12 protein-coding genes are annotated in these 16,384 nt (G+C 59.8%); 6 read left to right on the forward strand and 6 right to left on the reverse strand.

Annotated elements, in window-relative coordinates; genetic code table 11:
* Positions 1-14 precede the first annotated feature (14 nt).
* Positions 15-1,169, forward strand: coding sequence for an ABC transporter ATP-binding protein (locus BLU37_RS23635; RefSeq protein ID WP_090209484.1), 1,155 nt, complete (start codon positions 15-17; stop codon positions 1,167-1,169).
* Between the two features lie 151 nt (positions 1,170-1,320).
* Positions 1,321-1,968, forward strand: coding sequence for an START domain-containing protein (locus BLU37_RS23640; protein WP_090209487.1), 648 nt, complete (start codon positions 1,321-1,323; stop codon positions 1,966-1,968).
* On the opposite strand, the gene BLU37_RS23645 is transcribed toward BLU37_RS23640, so the two are convergent.
* Together BLU37_RS23645 and BLU37_RS23650 are read right to left on the reverse strand one after the other, a co-directional pair.
* Positions 1,969-3,003: an HNH endonuclease family protein gene (locus BLU37_RS23645; RefSeq protein WP_090209489.1), complete on the reverse strand. Its 1,035-nt coding sequence runs from the start codon at positions 3,001-3,003 to the stop codon at positions 1,969-1,971.
* A gap of 3 nt (positions 3,004-3,006) precedes the next feature.
* Positions 3,007-5,436, reverse strand: coding sequence for an AAA family ATPase (locus tag BLU37_RS23650; protein WP_090209492.1), 2,430 nt, complete (start codon positions 5,434-5,436; stop codon positions 3,007-3,009).
* A 457-nt stretch (positions 5,437-5,893) separates the two neighbouring features.
* Here BLU37_RS23650 and BLU37_RS23655 point away from each other — a divergent pair, with 457 nt between their 5' ends.
* Complete coding sequence (locus BLU37_RS23655) at positions 5,894-6,379, forward strand: flavin reductase family protein (protein WP_090209495.1); 486 nt, start codon at positions 5,894-5,896, stop codon at positions 6,377-6,379.
* A gap of 44 nt (positions 6,380-6,423) precedes the next feature.
* Here the strand turns inward: BLU37_RS23655 and BLU37_RS23660 are convergent, their stop codons facing one another.
* Positions 6,424-8,370, reverse strand: a complete 1,947-nt coding sequence (locus BLU37_RS23660; protein ID WP_090209497.1) for a methyl-accepting chemotaxis protein — start codon at positions 8,368-8,370, stop codon at positions 6,424-6,426.
* A gap of 212 nt (positions 8,371-8,582) precedes the next feature.
* On the opposite strand from BLU37_RS23660, the gene BLU37_RS23665 reads away from it, so the two are divergent.
* Together BLU37_RS23665 and folD are read left to right on the forward strand one after the other, a co-directional pair.
* Entirely contained in the window at positions 8,583-9,626 is a 1,044-nt protein-coding gene (locus tag BLU37_RS23665) for an LLM class flavin-dependent oxidoreductase (RefSeq protein ID WP_090209500.1), read from the forward strand.
* Positions 9,627-9,905: 279 nt separating this feature from the next.
* Complete coding sequence (gene folD, locus BLU37_RS23670) at positions 9,906-10,808, forward strand: bifunctional methylenetetrahydrofolate dehydrogenase/methenyltetrahydrofolate cyclohydrolase FolD (protein WP_090209502.1); 903 nt, start codon at positions 9,906-9,908, stop codon at positions 10,806-10,808.
* A 7-nt stretch (positions 10,809-10,815) separates the two neighbouring features.
* On the opposite strand, the gene BLU37_RS23675 is transcribed toward folD, so the two are convergent.
* A complete protein-coding gene (locus BLU37_RS23675; protein WP_090209505.1) occupies positions 10,816-11,064 on the reverse strand; it encodes a DUF1652 domain-containing protein in 249 nt (82 codons plus the stop codon).
* A gap of 149 nt (positions 11,065-11,213) precedes the next feature.
* Positions 11,214-12,320 (reverse strand): pyoverdine biosynthesis transaminase PtaA, encoded by a 1,107-nt coding sequence (ptaA, locus tag BLU37_RS23680; protein WP_090209508.1) that lies wholly within the window; start codon positions 12,318-12,320, stop codon positions 11,214-11,216.
* A gap of 255 nt (positions 12,321-12,575) precedes the next feature.
* On the opposite strand from ptaA, the gene BLU37_RS23685 reads away from it, so the two are divergent.
* A complete protein-coding gene (locus BLU37_RS23685; protein ID WP_090209510.1) occupies positions 12,576-14,141 on the forward strand; it encodes a methyl-accepting chemotaxis protein in 1,566 nt (521 codons plus the stop codon).
* Positions 14,142-14,211: 70 nt separating this feature from the next.
* Here the strand turns inward: BLU37_RS23685 and BLU37_RS23690 are convergent, their stop codons facing one another.
* Positions 14,212-16,341, reverse strand: a complete 2,130-nt coding sequence (locus tag BLU37_RS23690; RefSeq protein WP_090209513.1) for a TonB-dependent siderophore receptor — start codon at positions 16,339-16,341, stop codon at positions 14,212-14,214.
* Positions 16,342-16,384: the final 43 nt, after the last annotated feature.

A 16,384-nucleotide genomic window follows, 5' to 3' on the forward strand; every position in this document is an offset into this window, starting at 1 on the left:
CCCAGGAGTAGAACATGAGTGCCGTGATCAAAGACCCTGCACAACAGAACGACCGTACCCTGGTCAGCCTGCGCAACCTGAACAAGCACTACGGCGATTTCGCCGCCGTGGACAACATCTCGCTGGACATCAAGGATGGCGAGTTCCTGACCTTCCTCGGCTCCAGCGGCTCGGGCAAGAGCACCACGCTGTCGATGCTGGCCGGCTTCGAAAGCCCCAGCTCCGGGGAAATCCTGGTGGGCGGCAAGTCGCTGGTCAACGTGCCGCCGCACAAACGCGACATCGGCATGGTGTTTCAGCGCTACTCGCTGTTCCCGCACCTCTCGGTGCGCGACAACATCGCCTTCCCCCTGGCCATTCGCAAACTGGCTGCCGCCGAGCGCGAGAAACGCGTCGACGCGATGCTCAAGCTGGTGCAACTGGAACAGTTCGCCCATCGCCGTCCGGCACAACTGTCCGGTGGCCAGCAACAGCGCGTGGCGATCGCCCGAGCCCTGGTCTACGAACCCCGCATCCTGCTGATGGACGAACCCCTCGGCGCCCTGGACAAGAAGCTGCGTGAAGACCTGCAAGACGAACTGCGCCAGTTGCATCGACGCCTGGGCATCACCATCGTCTACGTGACCCACGACCAGGAAGAAGCCATGCGTCTGTCCCAGCGCATCGCCATCTTCAGCCACGGCAAGATCGTCGGCCTGGGCAGCGGCTACGACCTCTACCAGAACCCGCCGAACGCCTTCGTCGCCTCGTTCCTGGGCAACTCCAACTTCCTGCGGCTCAAGGCCCAGGGCAACGGTGCGGCCAGTTTCGAAGGGCAAACCCTGTCGATCCGGCTGACGGCGGGCCTGCAGCACGACCAGGACGCACTGCTGATGGTACGCCCGGAAAAGGCCCTGGCCCTGAGCCTCGAACAAAGCTCTGGCGAACCGTTGACCGCCGGCTGGAACCAGGTCACGGCGACCGTCAACGAGGTGCTGTTTCTCGGTGAAAGCCAAACCTGCAGCGTTGTGACCCTGGGCGGCACGGCCATGACCGTCAAGGCCCTGTCCGCGACCGGCATGCCGCTCAAGGCCGGTGATCTGGTGGCCGTACGCTGGGCCACGGCCGATGCCTGCGTCTACACCCAATGGCAGGAAAGCGACCTGAACAAGGCCGCTGGCAGTCACTGACACCCCGCCTGCTCTCGCTGTGATCGCCGTCGACTGCCCGCGCTCACAGCGAGTGCTTCACCCGCCCCCGCAAAGCCATCGAATAAACTTCGTGCCCGCGTGTTATATCTGACTGACGCGGACCTGACTCCGTGTGTCCCGGAGACTGTCGATGAGAACCCTGCTATCCGTGATCGCCCTGACGACCGCCTGCCTGGGCCCGACCGTCAGTGTAGCCGCCGAACACTGGAATCTGGCCAGGGAGGAAGACGGCATTCAGGTCTTCCTGAGCAAAGTACCGGGTTCACGCTACCAGAGCTTTCGTGGAGTCACTGACATCAAGGCCAGTGTCGCCACCCTGCGCGACCTGCAGGAGAACCTGAGAGTCGCCTGCAAGTGGCTCTACGCCTGTGCCGAGATGCGCCTGCTGAAGAACGACGGCGACGATACCTGGGTCTACCTGACCACCGACCTGCCCTGGCCAGCCGCCCCTCGGGACATGGTGCTGCACGTGCACAGCGAACAGACCGACGACGGCAACCTGATTCGCCACCTGGAGGCAACCCCCGACTACCTGCCACCCGTGCCGGGCCTGATCCGTGTGCGCCAGTTGAACGGCCTGTGGAAGATGCTACCCAAGGGCGACGGCGTGACCGAAGTGACCTACCAGTTACAGGCCGAGCCGGCGGGCGACATTCCCTCCTGGCTGGCCAATCAGTTCGTGGTCGATGCGCCGATGGTCAGCCTCAAGACGTTGCGGGCGGTTGCCGAACGACAAGGTATACGCCCCGCCGCAACCAACGACGCAGCCCTGCCCTGATCAACTCGACAGGCGTACCTTGAAACCCTCGATCCACTCCCGGACCATGACCGAATAAGGTGCTTCGGGACGGGCCATGGCTTTCATCTGCCCGAGGATCTGCTCCTGGAGAAAACGCAGGCGCTTGGCAATACGGCGGTCGCGCACCCGGTTCTCCTGCTCGGGTTCTTCGGCAACCGGGTCAGTTGGGCCGGGGTCCAGGTCCTGGGCCATCAGGCCCATTTCCACCGACAACATTTCCAGAAACTCCAGCTGGCGCAGCACACGGGTGCGTTCCTGCACCAACCCGAGCCGGTTCAAACCATAGACATGGATCGACACCGCGCCCCTGAGGCTCAGTTTGTCGGCCAGGGCCTGCTCGATGACCTCTCGCAGTTCCGGCCGGACCCCTGCCACCCCTGTGGCCAGGTCCAGACCGCCACTATCATGGGACTTGGGCAGCACCAGACCGATCAGATTACCGCTGTCGACATGAAAGCTCAGGTGTTCCTGCGGCGAATCCCGGCACGGGTCCAATAACAGCGCCTGTTCCGCAGCAAAGTCGAGAACACCGACTGCCGCTCGCTCGCCCAGGATCGGAAAACTGTCCTGCTTGCCGGTCTGCATCACCCGAGAGCGACTGAGTTCACGCCCCTCGTTCACCAGGCTGACCAGACTTGTCGTGGGCGCGTGAGTCACCTGCCCGCTGCGCCGGTTGCAGTGAATGCAACTGGGCAGCAGATTGTCCCAGTCCATGGCGATCCACCAGTAACCAGGATGGTCCGGGTCCTCGTAAACGCTGCCCTTGGGCCGGTAGTGCTCGATATCCACCGGGGCAGTGCCGTAGTAGAAGCTCTCGCAGTAGGCGCATTTGCCGTGGAACAGCTCATTTAGCTGCTTCTTGACACTGTCGGACTTATAGACGGCAAAGGCTGGCAGCTTGCCTTTCGGCACGTCGAAATATGCCTGAAGTTTCTGCAACTCTTTTATTGCCGGTGAATTTTTTCCCGACATTGCATCCGGAACGATCACACTCTTGCGATTGACGGCGCGCATGATTCAGAGCCCGTTCAAAATATCAAGAATGTCCTGCTTGGCTTTGCTCCGAAGCTGCGAGAGTTTTTGTGCCGAGGCCAGCCGCCGATTATCCAGATACTCGACAACCGCTTCCTGTACCAGCCTCTGAACCTCAGTGGAACCAACCGGCAAAGCGCTACTGATATCGCGTTCAAGTCCATGCAATGCATCCTGTTCTACCTGCGTCAACTGCTCACCTTTTTCGCGTGCGCTCAACAGGTCTGCGAATTTTGCCAACTCTCGCTCGGTGTCAGGCTGGTCAGTGGAAGATAGATTGAAGAAATCCGAGGTCAGCAGTTGCTCAATGGTCAGCTGAGCGACATTCGGAAGCTCGGTGATTCGTTCCACATAGACAGGAAATTCACTCAACGCCTTGTCATGACAAGCAATGCGCTGCATGACCACCACCTCCCCGTTATGCATGCCACGCAGACAAAGAGGATCATGTGTAGTGGCGATAAACGTCACCTTAGGCAAGGCTTTTCGCAAGGCCTGCATAATCTGAATTTTCCAACGAGGGTGCAAATGTGCTTCGACTTCATCAATCAGCACCACAGCTGAGGCAGAAACCAGAGTCTGAAAATACATGTTGGATTTTTTATTCATCAACCCTTGCATGACATCACAGACCATCGCTAGGACGGCACGATAACCCGATGAAGCCAGACTCAATGGTGTCCTGCTTTTCCGCTCCGTTCCCGCCAGTTTACTCACTAGAAAGCACTGCTGAGAACTAAAGTCACGATCCATGACATCAAATTCCGCTTCAATCGACAGAATTTCACGCAGCGCCCGGACGACCATACGAAACTCGGGCTCTCTCAGCCCGAGCAACCACTTTTCCGGATTAGACAAAAGCACATGAGACTTGAATAGATTAATGATTGGCCTGACTTCGGCCGGAGGGAGGTCCTCCTCCTGATACTGCCGAAACGCGCCATAGGCAAATACACTGGGAAGGTGTTCTTCACCGCCAACCCGATAACGTCCCGAGGAAATACCCAGGGTCCGGGTCGTGGAGTCCCGAAAAGACAACTTGATAAACGCGGGCGCCACTTTTTCAGGAAGTGAGCTTCCCAACAACTCAGGATTCAAGGGCAGTGCATGGACATCGAGTGCCAACTCATTTCGGGCCGGCTTCGAACACATTGCGAGCGCAACAGCCTCGAGAATGGAGCTTTTCCCTGCGGCATTCTCTCCGAGAATGAGCAAGGCGGGGGTCGTCCCCTCCGACAACTGCTCAGGGTTTTCAGGCATGTCGATGACAAGCCTCTCTATACTCTTGAAATTTCTGAGTTCAATAGACTTCAGTTGCCGAGTGCGATATTCCGGCTCAGGAAAGCGTGGAAGATTTGTCACATCCACAACAGGCTTATACTTATTCAAAGCCGTAAACAACCGATTATTCGTAGTCCCCGGCTGAAAAAATGTCTCCACAGCCAAATTCCCGAGTGAGCGTGCTTGTTCCTGTTCAAGATATATAAGCCAGACCCCGCCGAATTCGATGTGAGGAAAATTGAATATTAGATCAGACTGTTCATAAGCGCTTCCATGTGATTTTGTAGCTTCATATCGTTGCAAATACCCCTTGAGCACCTCCCCTCTTTTCCTCACCAAGTTAGGGCGATTGAGCTTGAAATTCTGTATGGTTTCCCTGGCATGTTCTGAAATCGGTATCAGCTCACCTGACAAGTCAACCTCAAAGTGTTTTGAAAAATTTACTGAGGCGCAAGGATCCAGCAACAAGTTCTCTTCTTCTGGCGGATACGCTCCCCACTGCCCACTACCACTCTTGACATAAAAGTCAAATTCGTTGCGTGTTGGAACTGGCGCACGCCTACCGATCACAGGAAAATAATCACTTCGATCAGGAATGCAGTCAGTACAGATTGAATATATATTCTCCCACGCATTTTCCAGCCAGGAATAATACAAATGCGCGTTGTCGTGGTTTTCAACAGGGATTGCGTTTGAGGCGGGACGAAACCTATAAGGAACCGTCGTACACACGCTTTCGCAAAAGGCACATTTTCTATTAAAAAGCTCCTCTAGGCACTTTTTCACCGAGAGATACGTCAGCTGAATTCCAAGCGCCGGCAGGTTGCTTTGTAATATTTTTTCATCAGTATTGGAGAAAAACTCCAAGAGCCGAGCCCTGGCTAACTTGGCTTCTTCGCTTTTCAGATGGAGCGGCGGGGGAACAGCACCTCGGTCAAATTTCTGCAAAACTCTTCTCCCTGAGAGTCGGAAAGCCAGATGGCATTCTCTCGAAAAATCAGAAACTTTAAACGGCGCGTCCATAAAAGTAGAGTTGTTTTTCGTCTCCAGTTCTTGCGCAACTGTCCGGGCGCTATCGCCAGCAAGCCAGCTCCCACAGAAGGTAGCGGCGCCTACGATATCCAGGTCAGCCAAAAACTCTGCTTTGGCTTGTAACCTGGCTTTTTATCTTGCTTTTAATCTACCCGCCCCGCCCAGCAGGCTGAGTGGAGGTGCTGTTTCGAAAGTCGTCCGGCAGGGATGCCGGGCGAGCCGTGTAAGGCCATGGATGGCCCGTCACGGCGTGCTCTTCCAATTCCAACAGGCCGACTTAGTCAACCAATCCCAACCGCCCCGCCTTCACCCGCGCCTGACGTATGGTATTCCAACAATTCCTCAAGACTGATCCGTACTGTACAAAGGCAATTGATCCGTCATTCAGCCCAGAAAAAATCCCAGTAAAATCAACTGAAATCCCCGTGATAAATGGTTATCCCCCCACTAATGAACGTTTGTCGGGGCACCCAAAAAGCTCTTGCAAAGGCCAATTTACGGTATACCATCAGACAATATTCAAACAAAAAATCCGCTCATTGCGGCCGAGGTTTCTCCAATGATCGATGCAACCCTCTACAAGCAAGTCATGGGCTCGTTCCCGTCCGGCGTCACGGTGATCACCACTCTGGACGACGACGGCCAGATTGTCGGCCTGACCGCCAGTGCCTTCAGCTCGCTGTCGATGGAACCGGCGCTGGTGCTGTTCTGCCCCAACTACAGCTCCGACTCGTACCCGCACCTGATCAAGAGCAAGCGCTTCGCCATCCATGTGCTGTCCGAGGCCCAGCAGAACGAAGCCTACGCCTTTGCCCGCAAGGGCAAGGATAAAGCGCAGGGCATCGAGTGGACGTTGAGCGAGTTGGGCAATCCGCTGTTGGCCAACGCCACGGCGATCATCGAATGCGAGCTGTGGCGCGAATATGAGGGCGGCGACCATGCGATCATGGTCGGCGCGGTGAAAAACCTGATCGTGCCGCAACGCGAGAACGGCCCGCTGGTGTACTGCCACGGCAAGATGGGCGCCCTGCCCGCCGTGGCCTGATCGAACTGCGCGGCAGTGCCTGCTGGCACCGCCGCGTTCCCACCTCAGGTCCGGAAGCGTCGGACCCACTGATTCAACGTCTCGGACAACTGCGTCAGGTTTCTCGCATCCTGGCTGCTGGAGTCCGCCAGGTCCGCCACCAACTGCGCGTCGCCGTGAATCTGGCTGATATGCCGATTGATGTCCTCGGCCACCTGGTGCTGCTCTTCAGCCGCCGTGGCGATCTGGGTGTTCATGTCACGAATCACGTCCACCGACTCGCGGATCAGCTCGAAACTGGCCCGCGCCTCATTGATCGACACCACGGTTTCCTGGGAAACCTCCAGGCTGGCATGCATCTGCTTGCCCATCTGTTGGGTACGACGCGCCAGGGTGCCCAGCAGGTTGTCGATTTCGCCGGTGGAATCAGCCGTGCGCTTGGCCAGCGCGCGCACCTCGTCGGCGACGACGGCAAAACCCCGACCCTGCTCGCCAGCACGAGCCGCCTCGATCGCCGCGTTGAGCGCCAGCAGGTTGGTCTGTTCGGCAATCGAGCGGATGGTGCCGAGAATCGACTGGATGTCGTTGCTGTCCTGTGTCAGTTGCTGCATCGCCTCGGCAGACAGGCCAATCTCCTGACTCAACCGGTCGACCTTGTTCACTGCCGCCTCGATCTGCTTCTGCCCACTGTGGGCCTGGCGCTGACCATTGTCCGCCGCGTCGGCAGCCTGATTGCAGGAACGGGCGACCTCGTTGGAGGTGGCAACCATTTCGTGGAAGGCGGTCGAGACCATGTCCACCGCTTCGCGCTGACGCGCAGCGACCTCAGCCATCTCCTGGGAAACCTCGGTGGTGCTACCGGAGGTGGCGTGGATTTGCATCGCCGCCTCACCAATGCGCTGAATCAGACTGCGGATCGCCTCCAGGAACTGGTTGAACCAGCCTGCCAACTGCGCGGTTTCATCCCGGCCACGCACCTCCAGCCGCGCGGTCAGGTCGCCGTCGCCCTGGGCGATGCCTTCCAGACCATTGGCCACCCCACGGATCGGCCGCACGATCAGGCCAGCAAAGAACGCCCCGGCAAAGGCGAACAGCACCGCACAGACCACGGCGATGGCGGCGATGATCCAGGTCAGACGCGTCACCCCGGCCATCACCTCGCTCTCGCGTACCAGACCGACGAAACGCCAGCCCAGGGCCTCGGAAGGCTGGATATTGGCGATGTAGCGCTCGCCGGCCAACTCGACGTCAACCAGGCCCTTGCCGGCCTTGGCAAGGACCGCATACCCATCCCCCAACTGGCCGAGGTTCTTGAAGTTGTGCTCGGGCTGCTGCGGGTCCACCAGCACCTTGTCGCTGCCCTCGGTGAGCATCAGATAACCGCTGTCGCCCAGTCGGATCTGCTTGACCAGATCGGTCAATTGCTTGAGCGAAACGTCGATATTCACCACACCGCCCTGCTCGCCCAGACGATTGGCGAAACTGCGCACGGTGCTGACCAACACGACGTTATCTGCGGCCCAGTAATAAGCGCCGGTACGCAGAGTCTTGCCGGGCTGAGCCATGGCCGTCTGATACCAGGGGCGGCTGCGCGGATCATAGCTGTTGAGTTTGGGATCGCCCGGCCAGAATACATAACCGCCCTCACGGGTACCGAGCGACAGATAGCTGTAGGCCGAATGACTCTTGGCCAGTTGAGCGAACAGGCGAAACACCTGTTGGTCCTGCTCGCCCATGGCGACCTTCGGTGCATCGGCATCCAGGTAGCGCTTGAGCTGCCCATCGATATTCTGCAGTTGGGGCGCGTCGGCGAGGAACTCGACGTTCTGGGTGATACCCTCGAAGAACAGTTGCATGGCGTTCTCGACCTGGCGGATTTCCCGACCACTGCTGTCCAGAAACGCCTCGCGGGCCTCGTGGCGCAGGTTGAGAATGACCAGAAGCGCCACGAGGATGACCGGCAAAGCGGCAATTGCAGCGAATGCCAGGGTCAGTTTTTGTTTTATGTTCATCTAGCTCGCCTTCCTTGTCAGGTGAGTGCGATTTGTCGGAGAGAAAGGTTTTGCAGATATTCCATATTATGGTATACCAACACCTTATCGAGAGGCCAATAATGTTCTGCCCGACTCGAACCGCTTGAACATATCCGGCAGCGCGCCGCGCTCCATCCAGGCAACAGGCCCGCAGTCGACAGGCCGACTACAAGAGACCCGAGGTAAGCGTCATGAAATTTTCCCTGTTCGTACACATGGAACGCTGGGACGAAAGCGTCAGCCACCGCCAGTTGTTCGAAGACCTCACCGAACTGACGCTGATGGCCGAAACCGGTGGTTTCAGCACCGTCTGGATCGGCGAACATCACGCGATGGAATACACCATCTCGCCAAGCCCGATGCCATTGCTGGCCTACCTCGCGGCTCGTACCACCACCATTCACCTGGGCGCCGGGACCATCATTGCGCCGTTCTGGCACCCGCTGCGGGTCGCAGGTGAGTGCGCCCTGCTCGACGTGATCAGCAACGGCCGGATGGAAGTCGGTCTGGCACGCGGTGCCTATCAGGTCGAGTTCGACCGTATGGCGGGCGGCATGCCGGCCTCTTCCGGCGGCCTGGCGCTGCGGGAGATGGTTCCGGTGGTCCGCGCCCTGTGGCAGGGCGACTATGCCCACGATGGCGAGATCTGGAAGTTCCCCACCTCCACCAGCGTGCCCAAGCCGATACAGAAACCCAACCCGCCGATGTGGATCGCCGCCCGCGACCCGGACTCGCACAACTTCGCCGTGGCCAACGGCTGCAACGTCATGGTCACGCCGCTGATGAAGGGTGATGAAGAAGTCCTGGACCTGAAGAACAAATTCCAGGCCGCCCTGGATAACAACCCCGGCGTGCCACGTCCGCAACTGATGGTGTTGCGCCACACCCACGTGCACGCCGAGGACGATCCCGAAGGCTGGAAAGTCGGCGCCACGGCGATCAACCGGTTCTACCGGACCTTCGACGCCTGGTTCGGCAACAAGCAGGTGCCGCAGAACGGTTTCCTGGCACCGAGCCCGGAAGAGAAGTTCGCCGAACGTCCGGAGTTCGAACTGGAGAATATCCGCAAGAACACCATGATCGGCACACCGCAAGAGATCATCAGCCGCATCCGCTACTACCAGGAACTGGGCGTCGACGAGTTCAGTTTCTGGTGTGACAACGGCCTGTCGCACGCCGAGAAAAAGAAGTCGCTGGAACTGTTCATCCAGCACGTCGTACCAGCGTTCCGCTGAGCACGCTGTAAACCCCACCTGCCGGCCTCCACAACCCCCTTGTGGGAGCCGGCTTGCTGGCGATAGCGATCTCCGGCCCTGTTCGTCGGAACACCGCCAGCAGCAAGCCGGCTGCGACAGGGACCGGGTAAATCCAATACCTTCCCAGCCAACCTGCTGCGCTATGTCACACCGCCCACCACCACGCAGGTGCTATATTTCCGTCACTCCGCCAGCACCTTGAGAGCTGTTTTCAAGGCGCTGCCGATCTATTGGCCACAGACGACGGTGACGCATTCCATGAGCAATTCCCTTCCCCTCGCCCGCGATATCGACGGCAAAGCCATTGCCGCTCGGGTACTCGAAGAAGTCCGCGTGGATGTCGCGGCCCTGGCCGGGCAAGGTATCGTACCGTCCCTCGCGGTACTGCTGGTCGGTGACGATCCGGCCAGTCATGTCTACGTACGCAACAAGCTGCTGCGCGCCCAGGAAGCCGGTATCCGCTCCCTGGAACATCGCCTGCCGGCCACCACCAGCCAGGCCGACGTCCTGCACCTGATTGCCGAACTCAACGCCGACCCTGCCGTGAACGGCATCCTGGTGCAATTGCCACTGCCGGCCCACATCGAGGAACAGGCGGTCATCCACGCCATCGACCCGATCAAGGACGTGGATGGTTTTCACCGTGAAAACGTGGGTGGGCTGGTCCAGGGCGCCGAAGTGCTGACTCCCTGTACACCCAGCGGCTGCATGCGGTTGCTGGAGGAGACCTGCGGTGACCTGAGCGGGTTGCACGCCGTGGTCATCGGTCGTTCGAACATCGTCGGCAAACCGATGGCGACCCTGTTGCTGCGGGCCCACTGCTCGGTCAGCGTGGTCCACTCGCGCAGCATCGACGCAGCAGCCTTGTGCCGTCTGGCCGATATCGTCGTGGTCGCCGTCGGCCGTGCGCAAATGATCGACGCCAGCTGGTTGAAACCGGGAGCGGTGGTCATCGATGTCGGCATCAACCGCATCGATACCGAGGCCGGCCCGCGCCTGGTGGGCGATGTCGACTACGCCAGTGCCCGCACCGTGGCCAGCGCCATCACCCCGGTACCGGGCGGTGTCGGGCCGATGACCATTGCCTATCTGCTGAAGAACACCGTGAGCGCTACCCACCTGCAACGCGCCCACCAGCCCCTCGCCGCAGTCGCGAGCTGATCCTGCGCTAAAGCGCGCCGGCGAAGGCTCGGCGCCCGGCCTGCATCTCAGTGCGCAGTTCGCCGATGAAGTTGGCGGCCGAACGGACGCTGGTGAAACTGCTGGCGGCGACGCCATTGAGCTGCAGGTCCACGCGCCCGGACACTGGGTCGAAGATCTTGATCATCAGTGCACCGTTGCCGTTGACGGTACAGGTGCAGGACAACGGCAGAAAGCCGGACTCAATGATCTGACACAGTTCACGTTCTGCAAGCATGGTGGTTATCCCTGAAAGCGAGTTCGAGGCAGCTCTTGCCGAATGAGCGTAGACCAACTATTGCTACATGCAGGCGGCCTGACGACTAGGGACTGTCCCTGCGCCAGCACTGTCAGAAAATGTGAAGGCCGTCACGCTATCCTCCCGGATCAGGGCTTCGCCGGCAGGGCTACCAGGGCAAACGCCTTGCGCAGGCGGGCCATTTCCTCATCCTTGCCGACGGTGATACGTATCCAGTTCGGCCAGTTTTCCCAGATTCGCGCCACGTGTACGCCCTGCTGCGCCAGGGCCTGAGCAATCGCCCTGGCCGGACGCCGCAGATCGACCATGAAGAAGTTGCCCTGGGCGGCGGTACAGGTGAATCCGCGATCGCGGAACCAGGCGATGCTCTCATCGCGGATCCGGGCGTTGGTCTGCTTGCGCTCCGCAAGCAGCGCACGATCCTCGAGGCTGGCAATCGCGCCGAGCAACGACGAGGTGGCAGCAACATTCTGCTCACCCAGCACGTTCAGCTTCTCCAGCAATGCGGGCTGGCCGACGGCATACCCCAGACGCGCGCCCGCCATGCCATAGATTTTGGAAAACGTGCGCAGCACCAGCAGGTCGGGGTGATCCTTGACCAGGGGCACGCAACTGGGCGCATCGCAATAATGGATGTACGCCTCATCGACCACCACCCGTGCACCGGCAGGTTTTTCTTTCAAGACGCGCTCGATCTGCGCCAGCGTCGTGAGCGTACCGGTCGGGTTATTCGGATTGCAGAGGTAGATCGCCCCCAGGTCAGGGTCCACCGCAAGCATCGCGCCAATGTCATGGGCATGCCCGCTATCGAGCGGTACTTCATGCACGACCGCCCCGTGTGCCTGGGCCGCCAGGCGCGGAACCTCGTACGACGGCGTCGCCATCACCAGGCTGCGGCTGCCGGTGAAGGCCACGACTGCCTGCTGCAACGCGACTTTGGAGCCGGCGTAGATCTCGATGTGTTCCTCGGGAATCGACAGTTGCCGCGCCAGCAGCGCCGCCAGTTGGTACTGGTACTTGTAGGGGTAGCGTCCGGACAGGGCGATGCCCTGTTCCATTGCCTGCCGCGCCGCCGCCGAAGGTCCCCAGGGACTCTCGTTGAAATTGAGATAGACCTCTCGGGAAGATGCCCTCGAGGCGCCGGGAACGGTCGCCGAAAATGCCCGTCCCGAATGACTCAACAACGGCAGTGCTGCCATCAGCCCCACCACCGAACGACGCGTCATAGCCACCATTTTCCCGATCTCCCTTGATCGCCAGCCCAGATGAATCCCGGGCTGCAGGTAAAAGTCTGTTCTCAAGGAAACGAAGCGGGAAAAGTAAGATTTATCAGTAATCGTGTACCGGAAAAACTACAGATGATGGCTTTTTGAAGCATCTCGTCCGACTGGCGTACACTTTCACACTCTTGGGCTAAAATTTTATCCGGTTCGCCCTAAACCTTTTCATAGAGTCGGCAGATAGCTTTGTATGGAAAAGGAGTCGTCGGAATGAGAAACAACCAGCCTGTTACGCAGCGTGAAGTCTCGCTAGGCCCGCAACAAAAGCTTATCTCGACGACAGACGCTCGAGGCATGATCACTTACTGTAATGACGCGTTTGTGGAGATCAGCGGCTTCGAGCGAGCCGATCTGATCGGAGCCCCACAGAATATTGTCCGTCATCCCGATGTCCCACCTGCCGTATTCGGGCATATGTGGAGTGCCCTCAAACAAGGGCGCCCCTGGATGGGGATCGTCAAGAACCGCTCCAAAAATGGCGACCACTACTGGGTCAACGCCTACGTGACGCCGGTATTCGAGGGCAATCAGGTGGTGGGCTACGAATCGGTTCGGGTCAAGCCGACGGCCGAGCAGGTTCAACGCGCCGAATCACTGTACCGGCGCCTCAGCCAGGGCAAGCCGGCCGTTCCGCGCCAGGACAGCTGGCTGCCGATGTTGCTCGATTACCTGCCGTACCTGGCGCTGGGCCTGGTGGCCACCACGAGTGGCCTGTTCCTCAGCGCACCGCTGGCGATCGCCGTGACAGTGGGCATCTCGCTGCCGATCGCGCTGCTGTCCTCACGCTGGCAACAGCAAGGAACCCTGCGGCTGTTGCAACTGGTTGAACCCTCCACCAGCGACTCGTTGCTGGCGAAAATGTACAGCGATGCGCGAGGCCCCCAAGGGCGCCTGGAAACTGCGCTGGTCAGCCAGAACTCCCGCCTGAAAACCTGCCTCACGCGCCTGCAGGACACCGCCGAGCAGGTCAGCGAACTGGCTGGGCAGTCCGACCTGCTGGCCACCGACAGTTCCAAGGGACTTGAACGCCAACGCCTGGAGACCGAACAGGTGTCCGCCGCGGTCAACCAGATGGCGGCGACCACCCTGGAAGTGGCCAGCCACGTCCAGCGCACGGCGGATGCCAGCCAGCAAGCCAACCTGCTCACCAGCCGGGGACGCGATGTGGCCCGGGATACGCGCCAGGCCATCGAGCGCCTCTCGGCTGTCGTCGGCGAAACCGGCATGACAGTGGCGCAACTGGCCAAGGACAGCGACGAAATCGGCACCGTGGTCGACGTGATCAAGGGCATCGCCGACCAGACCAACCTGCTGGCACTCAATGCCGCTATCGAAGCGGCACGCGCTGGAGACATGGGACGCGGTTTCGCGGTGGTGGCCGATGAAGTTCGGCAACTGGCACAGCGAACGTCGCAATCCACCAACCAGATCCATGAGCTGATCACCAAACTGCAGACCTCGTCCAGCAATGCCGTGCAAACCATGGAGAACGGCAACCGCCAGGCCGAAGAAGGGGTCGCCTGGGTGCTCGAAGCGGACAAGGCCCTGGTGGGCATCAGCGAAGCCGTGGCCCACATCACCGACATGACCTCGCAGATCGCCACCGCCACGGAACAGCAGACGGCGGTCGCCGAAGAAATCAGCCGCAATATCAGCACCATCGCCCAGTTGGCGGACCAGTCCTCGGAACAGGCCACCCTCTCCACGGAACTGAGCAAGGACCTGACCCGAACCGCCTCCACGCAATATTCGCTGGTCGAGCGCTTCAACCGCTAGCCAACTTGCGGCCCGCAAGCCACAAGCCCGGTCGAGTACCGAGCGTGTGCCTTGCGGGCCGCAGGCTCGCTTAGAAGGTATACGCCACGCCTGCCTGTACCGTGCGCGGTGCACCGGGGTAGGCATAGGCGTTGAAGGCCCCCTCGTCATACCCCTTGTTGAAGATGTTCTTCACGTCCAGGTTCAGGCGCACGTGTTCGTTGACCTTGTAGAAGCTCAGCAGGTCGACCACCGTGTACTCATCCATGTTGTAGGTGACGGTCTCGGTCTGGCCACGACGGTCATCCACATACTTGACGCCCATGCCCAGCCCCAGGCCCTTGGCGAAGCCGTCCTGGAACTCATAGGTGTTGAGCAGGCTGAAGCTGTTGCGCGGGATGTTGGCCAGGCGCGTGCCGGTTGGCAGGCGATTGTCCTTGGTCACCTCGGCATCGACGTAGGCGTAACCACCGATCATGCGCCACTCGGGAGTGATGTTGCCGGTGACGTTGATGTCCAGGCCACGGCTGCGGACCTCGCCGGCGGCCAGGTTAGAGTTGGGGTTGACCGGGTCCAGCGTCAGCACGTTCTCCTTGACGATATGGTAGATCGCCGCATCGACGCTGAGCTGCCGTTCAAGGGCTTCCCACTTCAGACCCAGCTCGTAAGACTTGCCTTTTTCCGGCTCGAAACCGCCACCGGCAGCCGGTGTACCGCTGTTGGGTTTGAACGAGCGCGCGGTGTTGGCATAGACCGCGAGGGTGTCGGTCAGGTCATAGATCAACCCGAAACGCGGGGTCACCCCATTTTCCGCCTTGGTGAAATCGCCGGCATTATTGAGCTTGTTGTCGTAGTCATGCTCGAAGCGCTCGAAACGCAAACCGGCCAGCGCCTTGAGTCGCTCGGTCAGCGCAACCTGGTCCTGGATGAAGAACGCCCAGGTCTGCAGGTTTTCCTTGTCCCAGGTGGTGGTACGGGTCAGGGCTGGACGTGGCTGCCCCAGTACCGGGTTGTAGATGTCGATCGGATAGGTACCGACTGCAGTTGAAGAACGCTGGATGATCGAATTGTAGTCGTAGTTCTCGTACTCGACGCCCGTCAGCAAGGTGTGGCTGAAGGCTCCGGTATCGAAATGCCCGGTCAGGTTGAGTTGCCAGTCGCGGTCGGTCCACTCCAACTTGCGATAGTTGAAGTTACGCTGAAGGGTACGCCCATCGGCAGGCGCGCCGTTCGCCTCCACCGCATTACCCTGGATCGAGCCGTCGAGGAACTGGAAACCGCCACCGAGCGTCCAGTTGTCGTTCAGCAGGTGCTCGAAACGGAACTGGGCCATGTTGTTGTCGTTGTGCAGCAGATTGTCGCTGCCCTTCTCCCAAATATAGGTATCGCGCGAGGCGCTGCCGGTCTGGGTGTTATAGCGAGTGAGGCCACGGTCCAGTGGGTGATTGTTGCGCATGAAGTCGCCTTCGAAGACGATCTTCGTGCTGTCATTGACCTGCCAGCTGACGACTGGCGCCACGTCATAACGCTCGCTCTGCACGTCGTCGCGGAAGCTGCCGCCGCCCTCACCCAACACGTTCAAGCGATACGCCAGGCTGCCGTCCTGGCTCAGCGGGCCGGTTGCGTCCAGCGTGGCGCGGTGCATGCCCTGATCATCGAACTGGCTGCCCAGGGTAACCTTGGACTCCGGCAGTGGCTGCTTGCTGACCACGTTGAAGGTACCGCCAGGATCGCCGCGGCCATACAGGCTGGTGGCCGGGCCACGCAATACTTCCAGACGCTCGACAGTGTTTGCGTCCGGGGCGTTGGGGTAACCACGGTTGATCGGGAAGCCATTACGATAGAACTCACCCGTGGTGAAGCCCCGTACGGTGAAGGTGGTCAGCCCCTGCCCGCCAAAGTTGTTGGCACGACCGACGCCGCCGGCATAGTCGAGAGCGTCTTGCAGGCGAGTGGCCCCGGTGTCTTCCAGCACATCCTTGGGGACCACGCTGACCGATTGTGGCGTTTCGTGCAGCGCGGTATCGGTGCGCGTCGCGCTGGCCGAACGGTTGGCCTTGTAACCCTGCACCGGGCCATCGGCGCGTTCGTAATCACTGGCGTCGGCGTTGATGTTCACGGCTTCCAGCTGGACGGTACCTGGGGCAGCCGGTGGTTCCGAGGCCCAGACAAGTGAAGGAGCAGCGTGGAGCAGACACAGCGAGACGATCGTGCGGCGCATCGATTTCAGTTCCAAAAAAAGCAAAAGCGAGAGGGATTAAAAT

Source organism: Pseudomonas asplenii (assembly GCF_900105475.1).
GTDB classification, from domain to species: Bacteria; Pseudomonadota; Gammaproteobacteria; order Pseudomonadales; family Pseudomonadaceae; genus Aquipseudomonas; species Aquipseudomonas asplenii.

Excerpts from the sequence above, each read along its gene's own strand:
- folD (WP_090209502.1), top strand. The coding sequence starts at position 9,906 with ATGAGCAATTCCCTTCCCCTCGCCCGCGATATCGACGGCAAAGCCATT.
- BLU37_RS23660 (WP_090209497.1), bottom strand. The coding sequence starts at position 8,370 with ATGAACATAAAACAAAAACTGACCCTGGCATTCGCTGCAATTGCCGCT.
- ptaA (WP_090209508.1), bottom strand. The coding sequence starts at position 12,320 with ATGGTGGCTATGACGCGTCGTTCGGTGGTGGGGCTGATGGCAGCACTG.
- BLU37_RS23690 (WP_090209513.1), bottom strand. The coding sequence starts at position 16,341 with ATGCGCCGCACGATCGTCTCGCTGTGTCTGCTCCACGCTGCTCCTTCA.
- BLU37_RS23645 (WP_090209489.1), bottom strand. The coding sequence starts at position 3,003 with ATGCGCGCCGTCAATCGCAAGAGTGTGATCGTTCCGGATGCAATGTCG.
- BLU37_RS23685 (WP_090209510.1), top strand. The coding sequence starts at position 12,576 with ATGAGAAACAACCAGCCTGTTACGCAGCGTGAAGTCTCGCTAGGCCCG.
- BLU37_RS23640 (WP_090209487.1), top strand. The coding sequence starts at position 1,321 with ATGAGAACCCTGCTATCCGTGATCGCCCTGACGACCGCCTGCCTGGGC.
- BLU37_RS23665 (WP_090209500.1), top strand. The coding sequence starts at position 8,583 with ATGAAATTTTCCCTGTTCGTACACATGGAACGCTGGGACGAAAGCGTC.
- BLU37_RS23655 (WP_090209495.1), top strand. The coding sequence starts at position 5,894 with ATGATCGATGCAACCCTCTACAAGCAAGTCATGGGCTCGTTCCCGTCC.
- BLU37_RS23675 (WP_090209505.1), bottom strand. The coding sequence starts at position 11,064 with ATGCTTGCAGAACGTGAACTGTGTCAGATCATTGAGTCCGGCTTTCTG.
- BLU37_RS23635 (WP_090209484.1), top strand. The coding sequence starts at position 15 with ATGAGTGCCGTGATCAAAGACCCTGCACAACAGAACGACCGTACCCTG.